The organism is New Jersey aster yellows phytoplasma (genome assembly GCF_002554195.1).
Lineage (GTDB): Bacteria > Bacillota_I > Bacilli_A > Acholeplasmatales > Acholeplasmataceae > Phytoplasma.
On the sequence record NZ_MAPF01000014.1, the window covers coordinates 19,550 to 36,914 of the forward strand.

Below are 17,365 nucleotides of genomic sequence, written 5' to 3' on the forward strand. Positions count from 1 at the left end.
GGAGAACAAGATGTTATTGAATTTATCAAAAGAACAAAAAGATATTATTAATTCAGATGCTTCTTGCATGTATATACATGGTGGAGCTGGTTCTGGCAAAACTACCATTTTAATTGAAAAATTAAGACAAAAAGAAAAAGAAAAACCTTTAATTTTGGTAGCTACTAATGCTACTAAAAATATTATTTATGATAAATTATTTTCATCATTAAAAGAAGATTATCCTTCTTATAATGATGATGAATTAGAAAAATATTTAAAAGATAATTATGAAATTAGAACATTTCATAGTTTTGCTTATTCTTGTTATTTAAAATATAATATTTTAAATGAAACAGCAAAACAACGAAAATTTATTGATGATGAAACTAAATTAAATATTTTAAAACTGATTTTAAAAGAAAATCAAGATTTAAAATTGTATTTTAAAGAACAAAGAAAATATTCATTTAGAAAGCTTTTACAGGAATTAAATAATTTAATACGTTTAACTTTTCAAAAAGAAAACTGTTATTCATCTATTAAAATTGATGATAAAGTTTTAAAAAAATCTTTTGAATTGTTGTTAAATTTGTATTATGAAAAATTAAATTATTATAATTTAATAACTTTTGATGGTTTATTAATTGAAACTAGTGATTTTATTGAATTTGTTGAAAGAAATAATGGTTTAATTTATAATCGTCCTGTTTTTATTGATGAATTTCAAGATTTAAATTATTTTTATTATTTTATTATAAAAGAACTTTTATTTAATAAACCAAATTCTTTATATTGTTTTGGTGATTATACTCAAAATATTTATAGTTCTTTTGGTTCTAGTGAACGTATTTTGGAACTTTTTGTAAAAGATTTTATGCCTCAAAAACATTTTTTAAATGTTAATTATCGTTCTAAAGGCATTAATATTGTTAAAGCAGCTAATGAATTAATTGATAATAAGGAATATTTACAATTATCTTTTAGTGAAAAAAAATATAGAGATTTTATAAATTTTTCTTTTTTTGATAATTTTTATCAACAAGTTAATTATTTGTGCGAAAAAATTAAAAATTCTTTAATTTATTCTATAACTGTTCTTTGTCGTAGTAATGGTGAATTACAAAAACTTAAAGATGAGTTTGAAAAAAACCAAATTCCTTTTACTATATCTGATAATAATAGTAAAGAAAATGAAATTGTTTTGTCAACGATACATGGATATAAAGGATATGAAAATGAATGTGTTTATTTAATTGGTTGGCAAAATCGAAATGAATCACAAGATAAAGTTTTAGAAAAAAAATTAATTTATACTGCAATAACTCGCGCTAAACATGATATTGAAATTTTAACTTTAAATGATTCTTCTATTTTTATAGATTATTTTTATTCTTTAATAAAAAAAGAATTAATTTCTGATAATTTTACAAAAGGATTAAATGATAAAATTTTTGATTTAGATTATTTAAAAATTTGTTTACCTAATTCAAAAGATATAGAAATTTATGATGAATTATCTACTACTATTAAAATTTATAATGAAAAAGTTAACCAATTAGAAAAACAACATAAATTTAATCAAATTACTGAATCTTATTATAAGAAATGTTATTTAAAATTATGTGTTTTATTTAAGGAAATTTCTAAAAATATTTATAAAGTACAAAAAAAAGATAATGGCTATGAGACTCGTTTAAAAGGGTTTAATTATTCTATGTTTGAACCTTTGGAACGAATTAAATGTTATAAAAAACATTTAAAAGAAAAAAAGAAGAAAGGTATTTGTCATTAAGTGATGATGATTTGAAATTGGATTATTCTTTAAAAAAACAATTAAAAGAAATTAAATTGCAAGAAATTAAACCAAAATCAAAAATTTTAAGGCATTATCGAGATTCTTCACAAAATGCTAAGGATAAACTTTTATATAATTTTAAAGATTCTAAAAAAATATCTTTTATTACTTTGACAGCTCCTTATGATGATTTACAAGGCAAAAATATAAAATATACTCATGAACCTGATATTATGGGTCAGGTAAGGAAACGTTTTATTCGTTTAGTGAGAAAAAAATATTTATCAAATTTATTTCAACAATGCTCTCAAAAAGATTTGGTTTATTCCAAAATGCAAGATTTTCGTTATTTTTGGTCTTTGGAAATTACTAAATTAGGAGTTATTCATTATCATATTATTTTTAATATTGATGTTTTAAATTCTTTTGGTGTATATTCTCGTTATTTGTGTACTGATAAAGATTATGCTTTGGGTTTGAAACCCCGACCTATTAAAGGAAATAAGAGTATTTTTTATGATGATTATTTAATGCATAAAATAGATGAAAAAGGTAATATTAAAATACCTCAAAATTATTATGAGAAAAAGAATGTTAAAGTGTCAAAAATTACTTTGCTTTGGGCTAATGCTTATGCATCTGTTATGAATAAAAATAATATAAAACATTATAAACATTTAAATCCAATTAGTCAAAACGTTCAAATTTTTAGACCATCAAAAACAAATCTTTTATTTGAAAAAATTGAAATTAGTAAATGTAAAGTTTTTTATAAAGGCACTTTTGATAAAAAAGATTATGTTAATAAAGTTGTTTCATATGTTAGTAAATATGTCTCTAAAAATGATAAACAAATTGAATCAAATTCTAATAAAGGAATTGATTTTTATAGTCGTCATTTGTTTGGATTTTCTCGTACATGTTTTCTTGTCCTCAAGAATCTTTTTTAGCATTATTCCCTTATGATATAATTAAAGAAATAGAATTAAGTTCATTTCCAATTGTTAATTTTAATTTTTCTAATATATTTGAATGGAATATTAAAAAAATAATTAATGGAAGAAATATTAAAATTCCACATAATTTAACTTTATTGTTTAAATCTTATATGACTCCAAACCAAGTTCAAAATTCTAATTATTTTAGTTTAAATTTATCTAGCATTCAACCAAAAAATTATTTTCTTAATAAGAATTTTAAAAAATATTTTAAATTACAAAAACTTAAATTAAAACTTAAAAAAGATTATGAAAAAAAGATATTAAAATATTAAATAAAGTTGAATGTCAATATTGGTATAGATATCTTGAAAATAATTATATTCAAAGTTTTCAATTTTCTCCTTAATTTAATTTAATTAGTTTAAATTAAATTTTTTTAATTAATTTTGCCGTCTAATTATTGGACGGCTTTTGTTGTTGGAAAAAAATAAATAAAATTATTTATAAATTACAAAAACTTAAAAAAACTTTAAATTATTGAAATTATTAATGCTATAATGTAAGTAATAAGAAAAAGATTTTTTTTAAAAGAAACAATATTTTGAAAAAACTCAGTAATCGCCTACAAAAATCCCTTGAAAAAATCAATAACTTTATGAAAACTCAAGAATTTAAAAACTTAATCCAACAACAAACTTCAACCCCTAATATTTTTTGCGAACCTTTTAAATATCAATTCCACCACAATAAAATCAACAACCCAATTGATGAAAAAGAAATTAACGCTACAAAAACACAATTATTTAAAGAAATATCGCCTTTATTCAACCAAATTAGAGATTATTATCATTATTTATTAACCACTAACCGAAATAATGAATCTCACCTAGGATTAGAATATTTAACCCAAAAAAGAAAATTAACTATAGAAACTATTAAAGAATTTAAACTAGGTTATGCCCCATTATCTGATAAATCTTTATCCTTTCGTCTATTAAATTATTGTAAAAAGAAAAATATCGATACAACAAAATTAATTGAATATGGTTTTATTAAAGATAAAACCAATCAACAAAATAAAAAATATTATCACGATACTTTTCATGGTTCCATCATTATCCCCCATTGAAAATGGATATAATAAAACATTTCATTTTTATCAAAATAACTTTCGCGAAGTTTCTTATTTCCAACCTAAATATAAATCCCTCAATAATTTTATTCAAACACCTACTTTTCATTTCAGTTATCGTTTTTTTGAAGCGTTACCTTATATTAAACAAATGAAAACCATTATTATTCATGAAGGTTTTTTTCGATGTCATTAGTTGTTGGCAAAACAATATTAAAAACGTTGTCGGTCTCATTTGTGTCACTCAACTACTTTCTAAATCACAAATAGAAATTCTAAAAAAAGAAAATATCAAAGTAATTATTGCCTTAGATAATGATGAAACAGGTTAAAAACGAAGTGAAGCCTTAGGAGAACAACTTAAAGAAGCAAATATTATTTACGAAATTAGACGCATTTTACCACCTTATGATAAAACTTGTAAAGATGTTGATGATTTATTGCGACAATTCGGAAAAGAAGCATATCAAAAATGTTTTTTAGACCCATATATTACTTATGAAGAGACCAAAAATAAAATCATAGTCGATTTTGCCATTTATTTTTTTGGAAAAGATAAAGTTGAAGTAATTAAATAAATATTTATTATAAAATATCAATTAAAAACTATAAACTCAAAATTTTGCCCCTACAAAACCTTTAAAACAAAATTAGTAATATGAATCACGAACATTTAATTACTAAGCAAAAAATTTTTAAATATTTTAAATTAATTTAATAAAAGTTTTAAACAATAAAACAAAAAAATAAAAATATCAAGGCTCTCATTACGAGAGTCTTTTTTTATTATTCAAAATGAAAAAAAGGAGAAAAATATGAAAAAAGAAACAAATCAAGGAATCATTAGGGGCGGTTGGGAAACAAAATCAACCCCCAACGACTTAGTTCAAATCCAAAACTTTTTACAAACATTAAAAGGAGAATTATTAAATATTACAATTGTTTCTCATTCTAAAAAGAAAAATTCCTATCAACAAGCCAATTATCGCCCAAAAAACCAAACTCTATTTGTAGACCCTCAAATCTTAGATGAAATGAAAAAGTATAGAATAGAAATAATCAAAAATCACTCTTCCGAAGAGAAACATAATAATATAACTCTAAACAACCACATAAAACCCAAAATAATACCCTTAAAACACATTTCCCTATCTTCCAAATTAATTTATCTTAACGAACAAAAACACTACATTAAAGAATTAATAAGTAAGATAATCATAGACAAACTAGACACTTTAAAATTATATAAATTAGATGCTAAAAAAGTAGATAAATATAACAATCCTATCAAAACAAACTATAAAAAAGGTTTAAATGTTATTTATTATCAATTGGAAGATTTAAAACACATCAAATTATTTTTAACCAAAAATAAACAGGGCTATCGGGTTAAAAAAATGCGTCCTGATTATAAAAGATATTTAACAAAAGAAAAATCATAAAACAAATAAATTATTTAAATCATCATTTTATCATCATACACTCATCATTTTATCATCATTTGACCCCTTTAATTTCTTTGACAAAACCAAACATTTTTAAGGAGTGATATTTTATATATTATATCGATAATGATAATGATACTCGATATTTGATATTATCGTTGTATCTTTTATCTATCATTATTATTTTTCGATATATAAATAACTCCCTATTTTTCCTTTCCATTATTAAAAAAGAGTTGTTTAAAATTATCCAAACAAAATCCCCTAACGCGCTGAAGCGCTAATAACAATCATAAGTACACATAAATAAAAGAAGAAGAAAACTAAAAATCCCCCAGTTGCGCGCGACCCCCTTTTTTAAATAAATATAATCATTCAGAGTTATACATGGTTATGTATGTGATATAAAAAAAAGGAAACAATATTTAAATTATGAAAAAATAGCTAAAATAATAGAAAAAGAGAAACAAAAAAATAAATTATTACAAACTCTAATGAAAAAAACCAAAAAACTGATAAAAAAACTGTTTTTGAATTAGTTAAACAATTTAATCAAAAACTAAATTTAACAACCATTTTAAAAACTATCAAAACCAAAAGAAGCACTTATTATTATTGGTTGAAAGTCGAAAATAAAATAAAAGCCAAAAAAGAAAAATACTTATTACAACAAAATCGCATTAAAGCTTTATGTTTACAAGAAAAATATTTTTGCGGTCATCGTAAAATCACTGATTTATACCAAAAAACTTTTAACGAAAACATTACCAAGAAAAAAGTTTATACTATTATGAAAGAAAACGGTATTTTTTGTCGTTTAAGAATTAAAAAAATAAATATTATTATAAAAATAATTTAAAAACTAAATTAAAAGTAGTAGATAATTTAATTAATCAAGATTTTATATTAACTAAACCCATGAAAAAACTATTTACCGACATCACTTATTTTAAACCCCCCAAGGATTTTTATATTTTTCTTGTATTATTGATTCTTTCAATAACCAAATTATCGCTTCCCACACTTCCAAACATCAAAATAAAGAATTAGTTTTAAACACCATCCAAAAATTACCTCTATTAAAAGAACCTTGTATCATTCATTCCGACCAAGGAACAGTTTATCAACCACAAAAAGTCCAACAAACACTAACTAAAAAAGTTTTTTTAATTAGCATGTCGAGAAAAGCTAATTCACGTGATAACGACGTAATTGAAAAATTTTTAGGCAAAATAAAAAATATCTTACAACATCAACATCATTTTTTATTTCAAAAATCTCCTGACAAAATAAAAAAATTAATCAATTATTTCCCCAAAGAAAAAAAGGTTCTCTTTTTGCACATTTTTTGACCAAAATAACATAATTACGTAAAAAAATAATTATGTTTTCATTTTCTTAACGGAATTTTAACTTTTTTTACCTAACTATATAGTGTAAAGGTCAAAATATTTAAAAAAAATATCTTTTCAAACTAATGAATTATTAAAAGGTTTAGAAACTTTTTGAAATTTTAAAAAAATATTTCCTTAGTTTGAAAAGATATTAAATTATCTACTTAATTTTTAGTTTTAAAGAACAATTTTAAAGACAAAAATTGTCTAAAAAACGAAACAGCGCACTCTAATATTGGTGAATTTAAAAAATTATTGTTTCCCCTAGCATAAACGATACACAAAAATATATTCATGAATATCCTTAAGGCAACAAAAAACATGAAATGTTTATCTCCAAACAAAACAAACCCCCCCTTTTTATAAAAGGGGGGTTTTTAATATAATATTATAATATAATAATTTTAATTAAAATAAAAAAATTAATGGTGCGGATAGTGAGATTTGAACTCACACAAGATATCTCTTACATGCCCCTCAAGCATGCACGTCTACCATTCCGTCATATCCGCTTAAAAACGATCTAAAAGATCATTTTTGTTATTCTAATGAAACAATGTAAGGAATGTTGTTATTTTGGCTTTCTAAGGTTTCTAATTCAATGTGATCGTAATTATTTTCTAAGAAATTTTCTAGCTTTTCTAATTCTTTTTCATCAGTGCATGAAGGATTATAAAAAACAGTTAAAAAGGTTTGATGAGGTTTAATCATTTTTTGGAGTAATGTTTTTAATGCTTGATATTTATCTTTATTAATAGCTATTATTTTTTCTTCCCAAACGGATAAATATTCTTTTTCTAAAAGAGTTTGATTGCATACATTTTTGGTATCTTTTTTATCAGCATAGATAATTTTGCCTGTTTGGATGTTTTTGATAGTTTCTTCCATGATAGTTTTGTTTTGTACTAAATCCAACGATTTATCAAAAGCTAAAAGAGCACTGTATCCTTGAGCGATGTTTTTAGTTTGTAAAATGACAATTTCTTGATTGTTTTTTTTAAATTGCTTTAGCTGAGTTGTAAGTTTTTCTAAAAGAGATGTGTCATTAGGTAGAATAATAATGTTTTGGGCAGTGTTTTTTTGGAGAAGTTTTGCAAAATTGGTAGGTTTAAAAGTTGATTGTTTTATAATGTGATTCACTTTAAGGTCAGCAAAGACTTTTTGGCTTTTGGTATCATTTACAAATGCAATAAAAAAATATTTTTGATCTTTATTTGTTTTAGGTAAGTTTGAAGGTTGTTTATGGTCTGGGTTAGGTTCTTTTTCTGGAGTAAATTTGTCGTGTTTTTTATCTAAAATTGATTGGCATTGTTCTTTCATGTTTTCAATTTTTCTTACCTTTAATGTGCCGTAAGTTAAGAGTTTTTCTAAAACTTTTTCTGGTTTGTTTGTATGGATATGTATTTTTAGAATTTCTTGATCTTTAACCAAAACCAAAGAATCTCCTATTTGCAATAAAACTTTTTTAATTTGTTTCATATCAAGGTTTTTTTCTTGGGATTCTTTGATTTGAAAAATATATTCAGTGCAATAAGTATATTTGATATTAACTTGTCCCAATGTTTGTATTTTATCAGGTGCGGTATGTGTTTGTTTATTTTGGTTTACTTGAAGTAGTTTTTTTCTCGTAAAAATAATAACATTCCTTTAAGAATTTCAACAAAGCCAGCTCCTCCACTATCAACTACTCCTGCTTGTTTTAAGACTTCTAATAATTCAGTTGTTTGTGAAAGTGCTTTTTGGGCGTTTTGTAAGAAATTAGATAAAACATCTTCAATAGTGTTAAATTGGGATTTAGCTTTGAGAGTTTGTTTAACGGCTTCACGAAAAACAGTTAAAATAGTGCCTTCTTGAGGTTCTATAATGGCTTGGTAAGCTTTTTTGTAACCTCCTTCAAGTGAATGGATAAAATCATTAATATTGATAGTTTCTTTATTAATTGTTTGGTAAGTTTGTGCCATCCCTGCAAAAAATTGGGATAAAATAACTCCTGAATTGCCTTTGGCACCCATTAATAATGCTTTTGATAAAATTTGGGAAACTTCTACTATGGAACGAACTTCTAAATTGCTAATTTCTTTAACGCCTGACATCATAGTAATTTTCATATTAGTTCCTGTATCTCTATCTGGTACGGGAAAAACATTTAAATTATCAATGGTTTGGTAGTTATTTTGTAAATTGATAGCTCCATTAGTAATCATGTTTTTAAATAATTGTCCGTCAATAAATTTAATAACTTGATCTTTGTTCATCTTGGTTGCCTTTCTTCGATTTTTTTTAATATAATCAGATAATAAGAAATAGAATATTTTTTTCGTAATTTGGTATGATTAGGAAAGATTTTTTATTTAAGGTAAAAAAAAACCTATTCTAATTATAACATATTTTAATTTTACTCTTATAAAACAAAGAAGTTAAGGGAGCAATAAAAGAGCTTTTTTTATGGATCATAAGTAAAATTATGAGATTATTGGATAGCAATAATTTATTTTATTGTTGTTATTCATTATCATATTATTTTTAATATTGCGCTGTTCCGTTTTTTTTAGACAAATTTTAAGTCTTAAAGAACAATTTTAAAGACAAAATTTGTCTAAAAAAACGGAACATCGCACTAATTATTGGACGGCTTTTGTTGTTGGAAAAAAATAAATAAAATTATTTATAAATTACAAAAACTTAAAAAACTTTAAATTATTGAAATTATTAATGCTATAATATAAGTAATAAGAAAAAGATTTTTTTAAAAAAACAATATTTTGAAAAAACTCAGTAATCGCCTACAAAAATCCTTTGACACCACGCAAGAATGAGGTGGATCCATCATTTTCATCGATGAATGTGAAGAAATCTTTTGTGATTTAACAGGATTATCATAAGATGATAAAGGCAAAAGAGAGAAGTTATGACGACTTTTAAAAAAGAATTAACAAGCGAAAAAATGACCTAATTAAACCTATTTTCATCATTGTTACAACATCTAAACTATATAGACCTTATTGACCCTGCTATTTTATCTTGTTTCGCTTTCAAAATTGAAGTTTAAGAATTAAAAGAAGATTGTTTATTAGTTTTAGGTTTTATGCTACAATACAATAAAATAATAAATATATATAATTTATTATAACAAAAGAAATATTAATAAAAATTAATTATATTTTGACTTATTTTGCGGTATAATGATTTTACATAGTGTTTATACTATTACAATTATAAAAAAAATAAGAGATAATTGTATAATTAAAATTAAATAATAGCATTTTTTTAAAGTTGGAATCATTTAAGAATCTCCATATTAGAAAAGAGTTTTTTTGCAAAGTGAATAATTTAAAACAATCCAAACATTTTTTATTGGCTAAGGTGTGCTTGTGGTTATTTTCATTATTGATTTTTTATTGCATTATTAGAAAATATAATCCCAGTTTGGGCAAATAATCCATTAAAAGAAATTTTAGTTACTAAAAAAGTTATAGAAAAAAGAAAATATTTAGAAGAAAGTAACCCAGATAATAAATTAGTTGATTGTCAAAATGCTGACATTTATGATTCAATTTATGATGCCAACAATCTCAATATCACAAAGACATTATAAATTAGAAAGCACAGAAAATAATAAATTAGTTGATTGGCAACAACGTTATACTTGGGTTAAAAGTAGCAATTATAGAACCAATATTGCCTCTTACAAATGTTTTAGCGGATAAAAATTACTCCGAAAATTAAAGTTTATTTGCCTCAAACAAACAATAAAGTAGCTGATTTGAATGATTTAAAATCTCAAACTCATATAAAAACATTTACCTATATATTATTTATTTTATTGCTTGCTATTTTTATTATTACAATTTATTTTTATATAACAAAAATAATTAATTGAAATACTAAATTAGTTCTTAATTGTTTCATATATAAAGAAAAACCAATTTAAAAGTTGGTTTTTTTAATATTAATTGTGATTAATATTTGGTTTTAGAACAAATCATATTAAAGTTTTTATTTTTTTGGTAGTTGTTCTAATCGTAATTTATTTTTCAATTTGTGATGTAAATATATGATAAAAATAGCTAAAAAAATTAAAAAACTTAAGATAAATAGCCAATAATCTTTTTGACTGGGAAAAGCAATAATGTCATTCCAATAAGCATTGATGGTTTTTTGGGTGGTTTGGTCGTATTTATAAACTTCATCGTTATTTTGGATTTGTATTTTGGGACTTCCCTGAAAATTTTCTAATTCTTCATAAGGAGAATTATATTTAGTAAAAGCTAAATTGTTTTTGTAATTTTCTTTTTGTCTTAAAAAATTGATGAACTTATAAGCTAGTTCTTTTTTACTTACTTTAGGCATTACCAAAGCATCAACCCAAACATTTGTTCCTTCTGTAGTAGAAAAATAATCCAGATTATTATTTTGTTCTTTTAAAAAATTAGCATCCCCTGAATAAGCAATAACTATATCATAATATTCGTTATTTTTATTTTTCATGCGGTCCATTAATTGATCGTTGATAAAAGCTAAGTTAGGTTTTTGTTCTTTGAGTTCCAAGAGCCATTTTTTGGCTTTATCTAATTCATTTTTGGAAGGGTTTGCAATTTTTCCTTCAGTAGCTTTTAGACCTACCATTAAACCGTCGCGAGCGTTATTGCATAAAGCTACTTTTAAATTGGTTTCTTTTAAATATTTAAACCCTTTATCTTTGAGTTCATTAATTTCTGATTCATTCATTTTGTTTTTATTATAAAGAATAACCACTTTACCCCAAAAATAAGGAACGGCATAATCCTTAAAATTAAATTCAGAAGGGAGTTTTTTTGCAAGCTTTTCGTTTAATTTATAATAATGTTTGTTATCTTTCATTAATTTGTCATTCTCTATTGTTTCTAACATTTCACTTTGTTTTAATTGATCAATTGCATATTCACTTAAAATAGCTAGATCATATTGATTTTTACTTTTAATTTTGGTAACTGCAAGTTCGTTAGAAGAAAAAAGAACTTGTTTAACTTTGATGTGAGTTTCTTTTTCAAACTTTTCAATAATGCTAGGTTCTAAGTATTCTCCCCAATTAAATAATGTTAATGTTTGTTCTTCTTGGTGTTGGGGAAGTAATTTATTTTTGGTTCTAAGATTAAGAATAATAAGAATAACAAAAGTTGTTGTGAAAATTAAAAGTAATATTTTTGCTACAGTTTTAATTGTCTTTTTCATTTTGTATCAAATTCGTTTTCATTGTTGTTTGCCTCTACTTCTATTTTTGGGTTTTTCCTTTGGTTTTTTTTGGTTGTTGTATTTAATGGAATTCAGGATAATTTTAGAACTAGCAATAATAATTAAAATAGTAGATAAAGCATTTACAGTTGGGTTAATAGTTCCTTTGAGGCTGTAGATATAAGCAGAAATATTTTGGCATTCAGAACCACCTACAAAATAAGAAATCATAAAGTCATCAAAAGAAAGGCTAAAGGAAAGCATAGCTCCTAAAAGCATAGCTCCTTTAAGTTGTGGCAGTATTACTTTGGTTAAAGCTTTGAGTGGGGTTGCTCCTAAATCATAGGCTGCTTCTAAAGAATGAGGGTCAAGATTTATTACTTTAGGATATACAGTAATAACTACAAAAGGAGTGCAAAAAGATATGTGAGCTAAAAGCATTTTCCAAAAACCAGATTCCAAACCCATAAAACCAAAGATAACAAATAATGCTAAAGCAGTAATAATTTCAGGAATAACAATAGAAAAATTACTTACATCAAGAACGATGTTGCGCCATTTTTTGTTAAGATTTTGAGCAAGGCTAATAGCCGAAAAAGTACCTAAAAAAGTAGAAATTAAAGTGGTTAGGCAAGCAATGTATAAAGTTATTTTGATAGCAGTTTTAACTGTTTGGTCAGTCCACAGTTTAGAATACCATTTAAAGCTAAAACCTTGCCAATTAACTAAAGATGCAATTCTGCCTTCGCTTTTGTTAAAAGAAAAAATAATTAAAGATAAAATAGGAATATAAATAAAGCTTAAAACTAAAATGATATATAAAATGTTAGTAATGTTTTTTTTGGGATTTGTTTGGATTTTGGTAGAATCAGTTTTTGGGGATTTAGTCCCGGATAATTTAATTGACATCTTTTCTTTCTCTTAAACTTAATTTTTTAAAAATTTGAAAAATCAAAAACATTGTTAAAGAAAGATGAATAGCGATTGCACAAGCCTGTTTTATTTCACCACTTAATAAAGCTTTGTTTTCGATTAATTCAGCAATAGTAATTTGGGTAGTTGCTCCTAGATAACGTGGAGCTACAATATTAGTTGCTGTTTGTAAAAAGACAAGACAAATGCCTGCAAGCGCTCCTGAAAGTGATAAGGGCCAAATAATTTTTTGCAATACTTGCCATTCATTTGCTCCTAGATCTTTGGAGGCTTGAATAAGTTGGGGATTTATTTTGATAATTGCAGTGTAGATGGGTAAAAACATGAACGGTAAAAATAAATAAATAAGTCCTACAATCATAGCAAAATCAGTTTCTAAAAGGTTCATATTAAAAGTTTTTTGTAATAAGTTAAATATTTGGACTAATGCTTGGGTTTTTATAATCATATTAATCCACATAGTGCCATTGATGAGAACTACAAGAAAGCTTTGCCATTTCATTTTGAGGCGAGAAATCATATAGGCTAGAGGATAGACAATGATAAAGACACAAAAAGTAACAATAATAGAAATTGCAATTGATCTAGCAAGGACGTATAAAAATGATTGATTGAATAAAAAATCTTGATGGTGTTGCAAAGTAAAACGGGTTGCAAAAAATGCTGTTTGTTGGTTAGTATCCTGAAAAGAATCAAATAAAATAAAGCCCATAGGTAAAATAATTAATACCAACAAAATAATATAATAAGGTGAAATTAATAGTTTGTATAGCTTTTGATTGTCCTTGCAAGTATAGGTTTTTTTCATTACCAAATCTCCATTACATGAATGTCTTCAGGATTAAAAGTGATATCTATTTTTTTGTTTAATTCAACATGGTCAGTAGTATGAATAATGTAGGTTCTTTGAGCGGTTTTAACATCAATTTCCCAATGAACTCCTTTAAAAATAATAGATTGCACTATACCTGTAATTAAGCCTTTTCCTTGGTAAACAATATCGATGTCTTCGGGACGAATAACGATATCTACATTTTCTTCTTTTCGAAAACCCTTATCTACACAATTAAAAGTTTGATTGTCAAAATGAACTAAAAAATCATCTTTCATCACTCCTTTAATTAAGTTTGATTCTCCCACAAATTGAGCTACAAAACGGTTAGCAGGCTCGTTGTAAATATCTTCAGGACTTCCTATTTGTTGAATTTCGCCGTTATTCATGACAACTACTTTATCACTCATAGTAAATGCTTCTTCTTGGTCGTGAGTGACAAATAAAAAAGTAATTCCTGAGTTTTTTTGTATTTCTTTAAGTTCGTATTGCATTTCTTGTTTTAATTTTAAATCTAAATTAGATAAAGGCTCATCAAGTAATAAAACTTGAGGTTTGTTAATTAAAGCTCTTGCAATTGCAACTCGTTGTTGTTGTCCACCTGATAATTGTTCAATAGTTCTTTTTTCAAGTCCTTGTAAACCCATAATTTTAATGTATTTTAATACTTCTTTTTGGATTTGTTCTTCTTGTTCTTTCTTGTTTATTTTTTTGCATTTAAGAGCAGTTTGTTTTGCTTCAAAATCTTTGGTTAGAGCTTCAATTTGATTGTTAAAGTTATTTGTAATTTGGGTAGTTTTTTCTTGAGCCAAATCTTTAGTTAATTCTTGGTGAAAAGTTTTTGATAAATTGGCTTTGCTAGTTTTATAATGAGTTTCATTAATATCTAAATTATCTTTAATCTTGGAGTTAAAATCTTTTAAACGTAAGCCAAAAGCTACATTTTCAAAGACATTTAAATGAGGAAATAAAGCGTATTTTTGAAAAACAGTATTAATTGGTCTTTTGTGAGCAGCTACATTTAAAATGCTTTTTCCTTGAAATAAAACCTCTCCGCTACTAGGGTTTTCAAAACCGCCTAAAATACGTAAAATAGTAGTTTTTCCACAACCTGAAGGACCTAATAAAGTGACAAATTCATTTTGTTTAATTTCTAAATTGATGCCTCTTAAAATTAATTGATTGTCAAATACTTTGGTTAAATCTTTTAAAATAATTAATGTTTTCATGGTTTGATGCCTATCTTTTTGGAAAAATAAAGTTTTAAACTTTATAAGTTTAAGTTGTAAATTGTTGTTTAATTATCAAATATAAAAAAATATTAATTAAACAAAAATATAATAAATTAGTCAATAAAATAATTATAAAGCAAAATAATCATTTTATAACAAAATAAAAAAGTAGTAATTAAAATTGCAACAATAAACAATCAAAAAGAACCAAAATCTCTTAATATTTTAAATTTATTTATTGCTAATTTTAGCTTATCATAAAATTAATAAATTGCAATCATAAAAAGTTCTTTTTTTCTGATATTGTTATAATATCTCTAAATTTTGTTAAAATAAATGTGTTAAGAAAATTATAGTAAAATGATTTTTTGCAAATATTAATTAAAATAATTAAAAATTGTTCGATAAATGATTATAAATATGCTTATTTTTTTTGGTATTTGCCAATTTGTTTATTTTCATTAAAAATTTTATAGTTGGAAAATATTTTTTTATCATTTCAAATTAATTTAATAAAAAAATGAATCCAACCAAACTAACTAATTAATATATAAAAAATATAAAGGAAGGTATATTATGAAATGGGAACCGCAAAGATTTGAATATCCTGAACCAGATAATCAACCGAAAAATCCGCCAAATTATCCAACCCCACCTAAAAAACCTAAAAATTATTTGACAATTGCTACTAATATAAGCACTATTATTTTAAATATTATTGTGATTTTCTTTCTGCTTGCTTTAATTAAGGGAGCTGAAAATTTTGCTAATTCTATGGGAAAATACAACAAAGAAGATATTATATGGGCACGAGAAAAAGAATACATAACCAAAGGCAATTTTGATATTGATAGCTTTTCTGGATATGATGAAGTCAAAGACGAGTTAAAAGAATATATTAAAGCAGTAAATGATGATGCAAATGAAATGAACCTTTTGCCTCGTAAAGATTTACCAAGAGGAGTTTTATTGTACGGCTCTCCAGGAACAGGAAAAACTTATTTAGCTAAATGTTTAGCAGGTTCTGTTAAAGGCAAAGCTCCTTTTTTTGTTACTACTGGTTCTGATTTTGTCGAAAAATATGTAGGAGTCGGAGCAGCTCGTGTAAGAGGTTTATTTAAAGTAGCTCAAGAAACCGCCAAACAACGTGGACAGAGTTATTATTTTATCTTTATTGATGAAATTGATGCTATTGGAGCTGAAAGAAGCAAAGAAAAAAGCGCTCAAGAACATTCAGGCACTCTTAATGCTTTATTAACTCAACTTGATGGAGTAGATTCAGATGAAAAAGCTCCACAAGCTATTGTTATTGGAGCAACTAATCGTAAAGATTTTTTAGATGATACCTTAATTAGAGAAGGTCGTTTAGGGAAGCACATTTATTTAGGCACTCCGGATTTAAAAACAACCCAAGCCTTACTTACAGCTTTTATGAAACGCGAAAACATTCAAGAAAAAAATTATCCTTCAAAAGATGAATTAAAACAAGTGGCAAAAATTCTGCACGGATCTCATTTTACTCCTTCAGATATTAATTCTTTAGTGAAAGAATCTAAAAAGATAGCCTTCAAAGATACTAATTCCCTAAACAAAAAAATTACGCCTTCACATATTTATGATGCTATGGATTTAATTTTAATGGGTCCTGAATTAAAACAAAGTACCTCTCAAGCAGATAAAAAAAGAGTTATTAATCATGAATTAGGACATGCCATAGTAGCTCATGCTCTAGGGTTTGATGTGCATCGCGTAACTGCCAAACCAAGAGGACAAGCAGGGGGATATACTATCTTTTTGTCTGCTAGTAATGAAGACGAACAAGCCAATCAATTATTAACTAAACAAGATTTATTAAAACAAATGATTACTGCTTTGGCAGGGATTTCAGCTGAAGAAGTGTTTGAAACTAGTGTTAGTGTTGGTTGTTGTGATGATTTGAAAAAGGTGCGTTCTATTGCCACTAAAATGGTAAAAGATTTTGGAATGTCATTAGGTTCGGAAAGTATGGATTTTAGTTTGGATGATAATGCTCAAACTAAAGAAATTAATGCAATTATTCAAGCTAGTTATAATGCAGCTAAAGAAATTATTGAAAAATATAAAGCCAATCCAAATGATAAAGATAACAAAACTCCTAATAAACAATGGGAATATTTAAGTGAAAAACTTGATACACAAAATTTAGGAAAAGATGATTTTTTGTCTGTAGAAGGTCAATATTTTTATACAACAACAATTTCAACTGTTGAAGTTCAAAAAGAAACAACATCAACTAATAAAAAAGAATACAAAATAAAATTAGAAGATAATGAATTTAGACAAAGACCTTAATAAACCCTTCTTAATTGATGGGTTTTTTATTTTATTTACTTTAATTTTATTTTTTTAATATCCCTTAAAGCTTCAAAATTAATTAATATTATTTGCAAAAAAATTATTGTATAATATATATTAATAAATACTAATAA

Annotated in this window: 12 protein-coding genes, 1 tRNA gene and 2 pseudogenes; 8 read left to right on the forward strand and 7 right to left on the reverse strand. The window is 25.0% G+C overall.

Annotated features, from left to right (window positions below):
- Nucleotides 1-10 precede the first annotated feature (10 nt).
- From BBA70_RS00460 to BBA70_RS00485, 6 genes and pseudogenes are all read left to right on the forward strand, one after another.
- On the forward strand, nt 11-1,774 hold the full coding sequence (locus BBA70_RS00460; RefSeq protein ID WP_252861433.1) for a UvrD-helicase domain-containing protein: 1,764 nt from the start codon (nt 11-13) through the stop codon (nt 1,772-1,774).
- Nucleotides 1,765-2,727 carry a hypothetical protein gene (locus BBA70_RS00465; protein WP_252861434.1) on the forward strand — a complete coding sequence of 321 codons (963 nt, stop codon included), beginning with the start codon at nt 1,765-1,767 and terminating at the stop codon, nt 2,725-2,727. The genes BBA70_RS00460 and BBA70_RS00465 overlap by 10 nt, the downstream gene beginning before the upstream one ends.
- A complete protein-coding gene (locus BBA70_RS00470) occupies nt 2,697-3,050 on the forward strand; it encodes a hypothetical protein (protein ID WP_252861435.1) in 354 nt (117 codons plus the stop codon). The genes BBA70_RS00465 and BBA70_RS00470 overlap by 31 nt, the downstream gene beginning before the upstream one ends.
- Before the next feature lie 323 nt (nt 3,051-3,373).
- Nucleotides 3,374-4,428: pseudogene (locus tag BBA70_RS00475) on the forward strand (toprim domain-containing protein).
- A 237-nt stretch (nt 4,429-4,665) separates the two neighbouring features.
- Nucleotides 4,666-5,292 carry a hypothetical protein gene (locus BBA70_RS00480; RefSeq protein WP_252861436.1) on the forward strand — a complete coding sequence of 209 codons (627 nt, stop codon included), beginning with the start codon at nt 4,666-4,668 and terminating at the stop codon, nt 5,290-5,292.
- Nucleotides 5,293-5,789: 497 nt separating this feature from the next.
- Nucleotides 5,790-6,647: pseudogene (locus BBA70_RS00485) on the forward strand (IS3 family transposase).
- A gap of 468 nt (nt 6,648-7,115) precedes the next feature.
- Here BBA70_RS00485 and BBA70_RS00490 read toward each other — a convergent pair.
- From BBA70_RS00490 to BBA70_RS00500, 3 genes are all read right to left on the reverse strand, one after another.
- A tRNA-Leu gene (locus tag BBA70_RS00490) sits at nt 7,116-7,201 on the reverse strand.
- A 28-nt stretch (nt 7,202-7,229) separates the two neighbouring features.
- Nucleotides 7,230-8,249 (reverse strand): hypothetical protein, encoded by a 1,020-nt coding sequence (locus tag BBA70_RS00495; RefSeq protein ID WP_252861437.1) that lies wholly within the window; start codon nt 8,247-8,249, stop codon nt 7,230-7,232.
- A gap of 44 nt (nt 8,250-8,293) precedes the next feature.
- Nucleotides 8,294-8,944: a DAK2 domain-containing protein gene (locus BBA70_RS00500; protein ID WP_252861438.1), complete on the reverse strand. Its 651-nt coding sequence runs from the start codon at nt 8,942-8,944 to the stop codon at nt 8,294-8,296.
- 1,290 nt (nt 8,945-10,234) lie between these two features.
- Here BBA70_RS00500 and BBA70_RS00505 point away from each other — a divergent pair.
- Entirely contained in the window at nt 10,235-10,396 is a 162-nt protein-coding gene (locus tag BBA70_RS00505) for a hypothetical protein (RefSeq protein ID WP_252861439.1), read from the forward strand.
- Nucleotides 10,397-10,685: 289 nt separating this feature from the next.
- Here the strand turns inward: BBA70_RS00505 and BBA70_RS00510 are convergent, their stop codons facing one another.
- The 4 genes from BBA70_RS00510 to BBA70_RS00525 are packed head-to-tail and all read right to left on the reverse strand — an operon-like array spanning nt 10,686 to nt 14,894.
- Nucleotides 10,686-11,900 (reverse strand): ABC transporter substrate-binding protein, encoded by a 1,215-nt coding sequence (locus BBA70_RS00510; protein ID WP_011412376.1) that lies wholly within the window; start codon nt 11,898-11,900, stop codon nt 10,686-10,688.
- An 18-nt stretch (nt 11,901-11,918) separates the two neighbouring features.
- Nucleotides 11,919-12,809, reverse strand: coding sequence for an ABC transporter permease (locus BBA70_RS00515; protein ID WP_011412377.1), 891 nt, complete (start codon nt 12,807-12,809; stop codon nt 11,919-11,921).
- Nucleotides 12,799-13,647, reverse strand: a complete 849-nt coding sequence (locus BBA70_RS00520) for an ABC transporter permease (protein WP_252861440.1) — start codon at nt 13,645-13,647, stop codon at nt 12,799-12,801. The genes BBA70_RS00515 and BBA70_RS00520 overlap by 11 nt, the downstream gene beginning before the upstream one ends.
- Nucleotides 13,641-14,894: an ABC transporter ATP-binding protein gene (locus BBA70_RS00525; RefSeq protein ID WP_011412379.1), complete on the reverse strand. Its 1,254-nt coding sequence runs from the start codon at nt 14,892-14,894 to the stop codon at nt 13,641-13,643. The genes BBA70_RS00520 and BBA70_RS00525 overlap by 7 nt, the downstream gene beginning before the upstream one ends.
- Before the next feature lie 579 nt (nt 14,895-15,473).
- On the opposite strand from BBA70_RS00525, the gene BBA70_RS00530 reads away from it, so the two are divergent.
- A complete protein-coding gene (locus tag BBA70_RS00530; protein ID WP_252861441.1) occupies nt 15,474-17,228 on the forward strand; it encodes an AAA family ATPase in 1,755 nt (584 codons plus the stop codon).
- Nucleotides 17,229-17,365 lie beyond the last annotated feature (137 nt).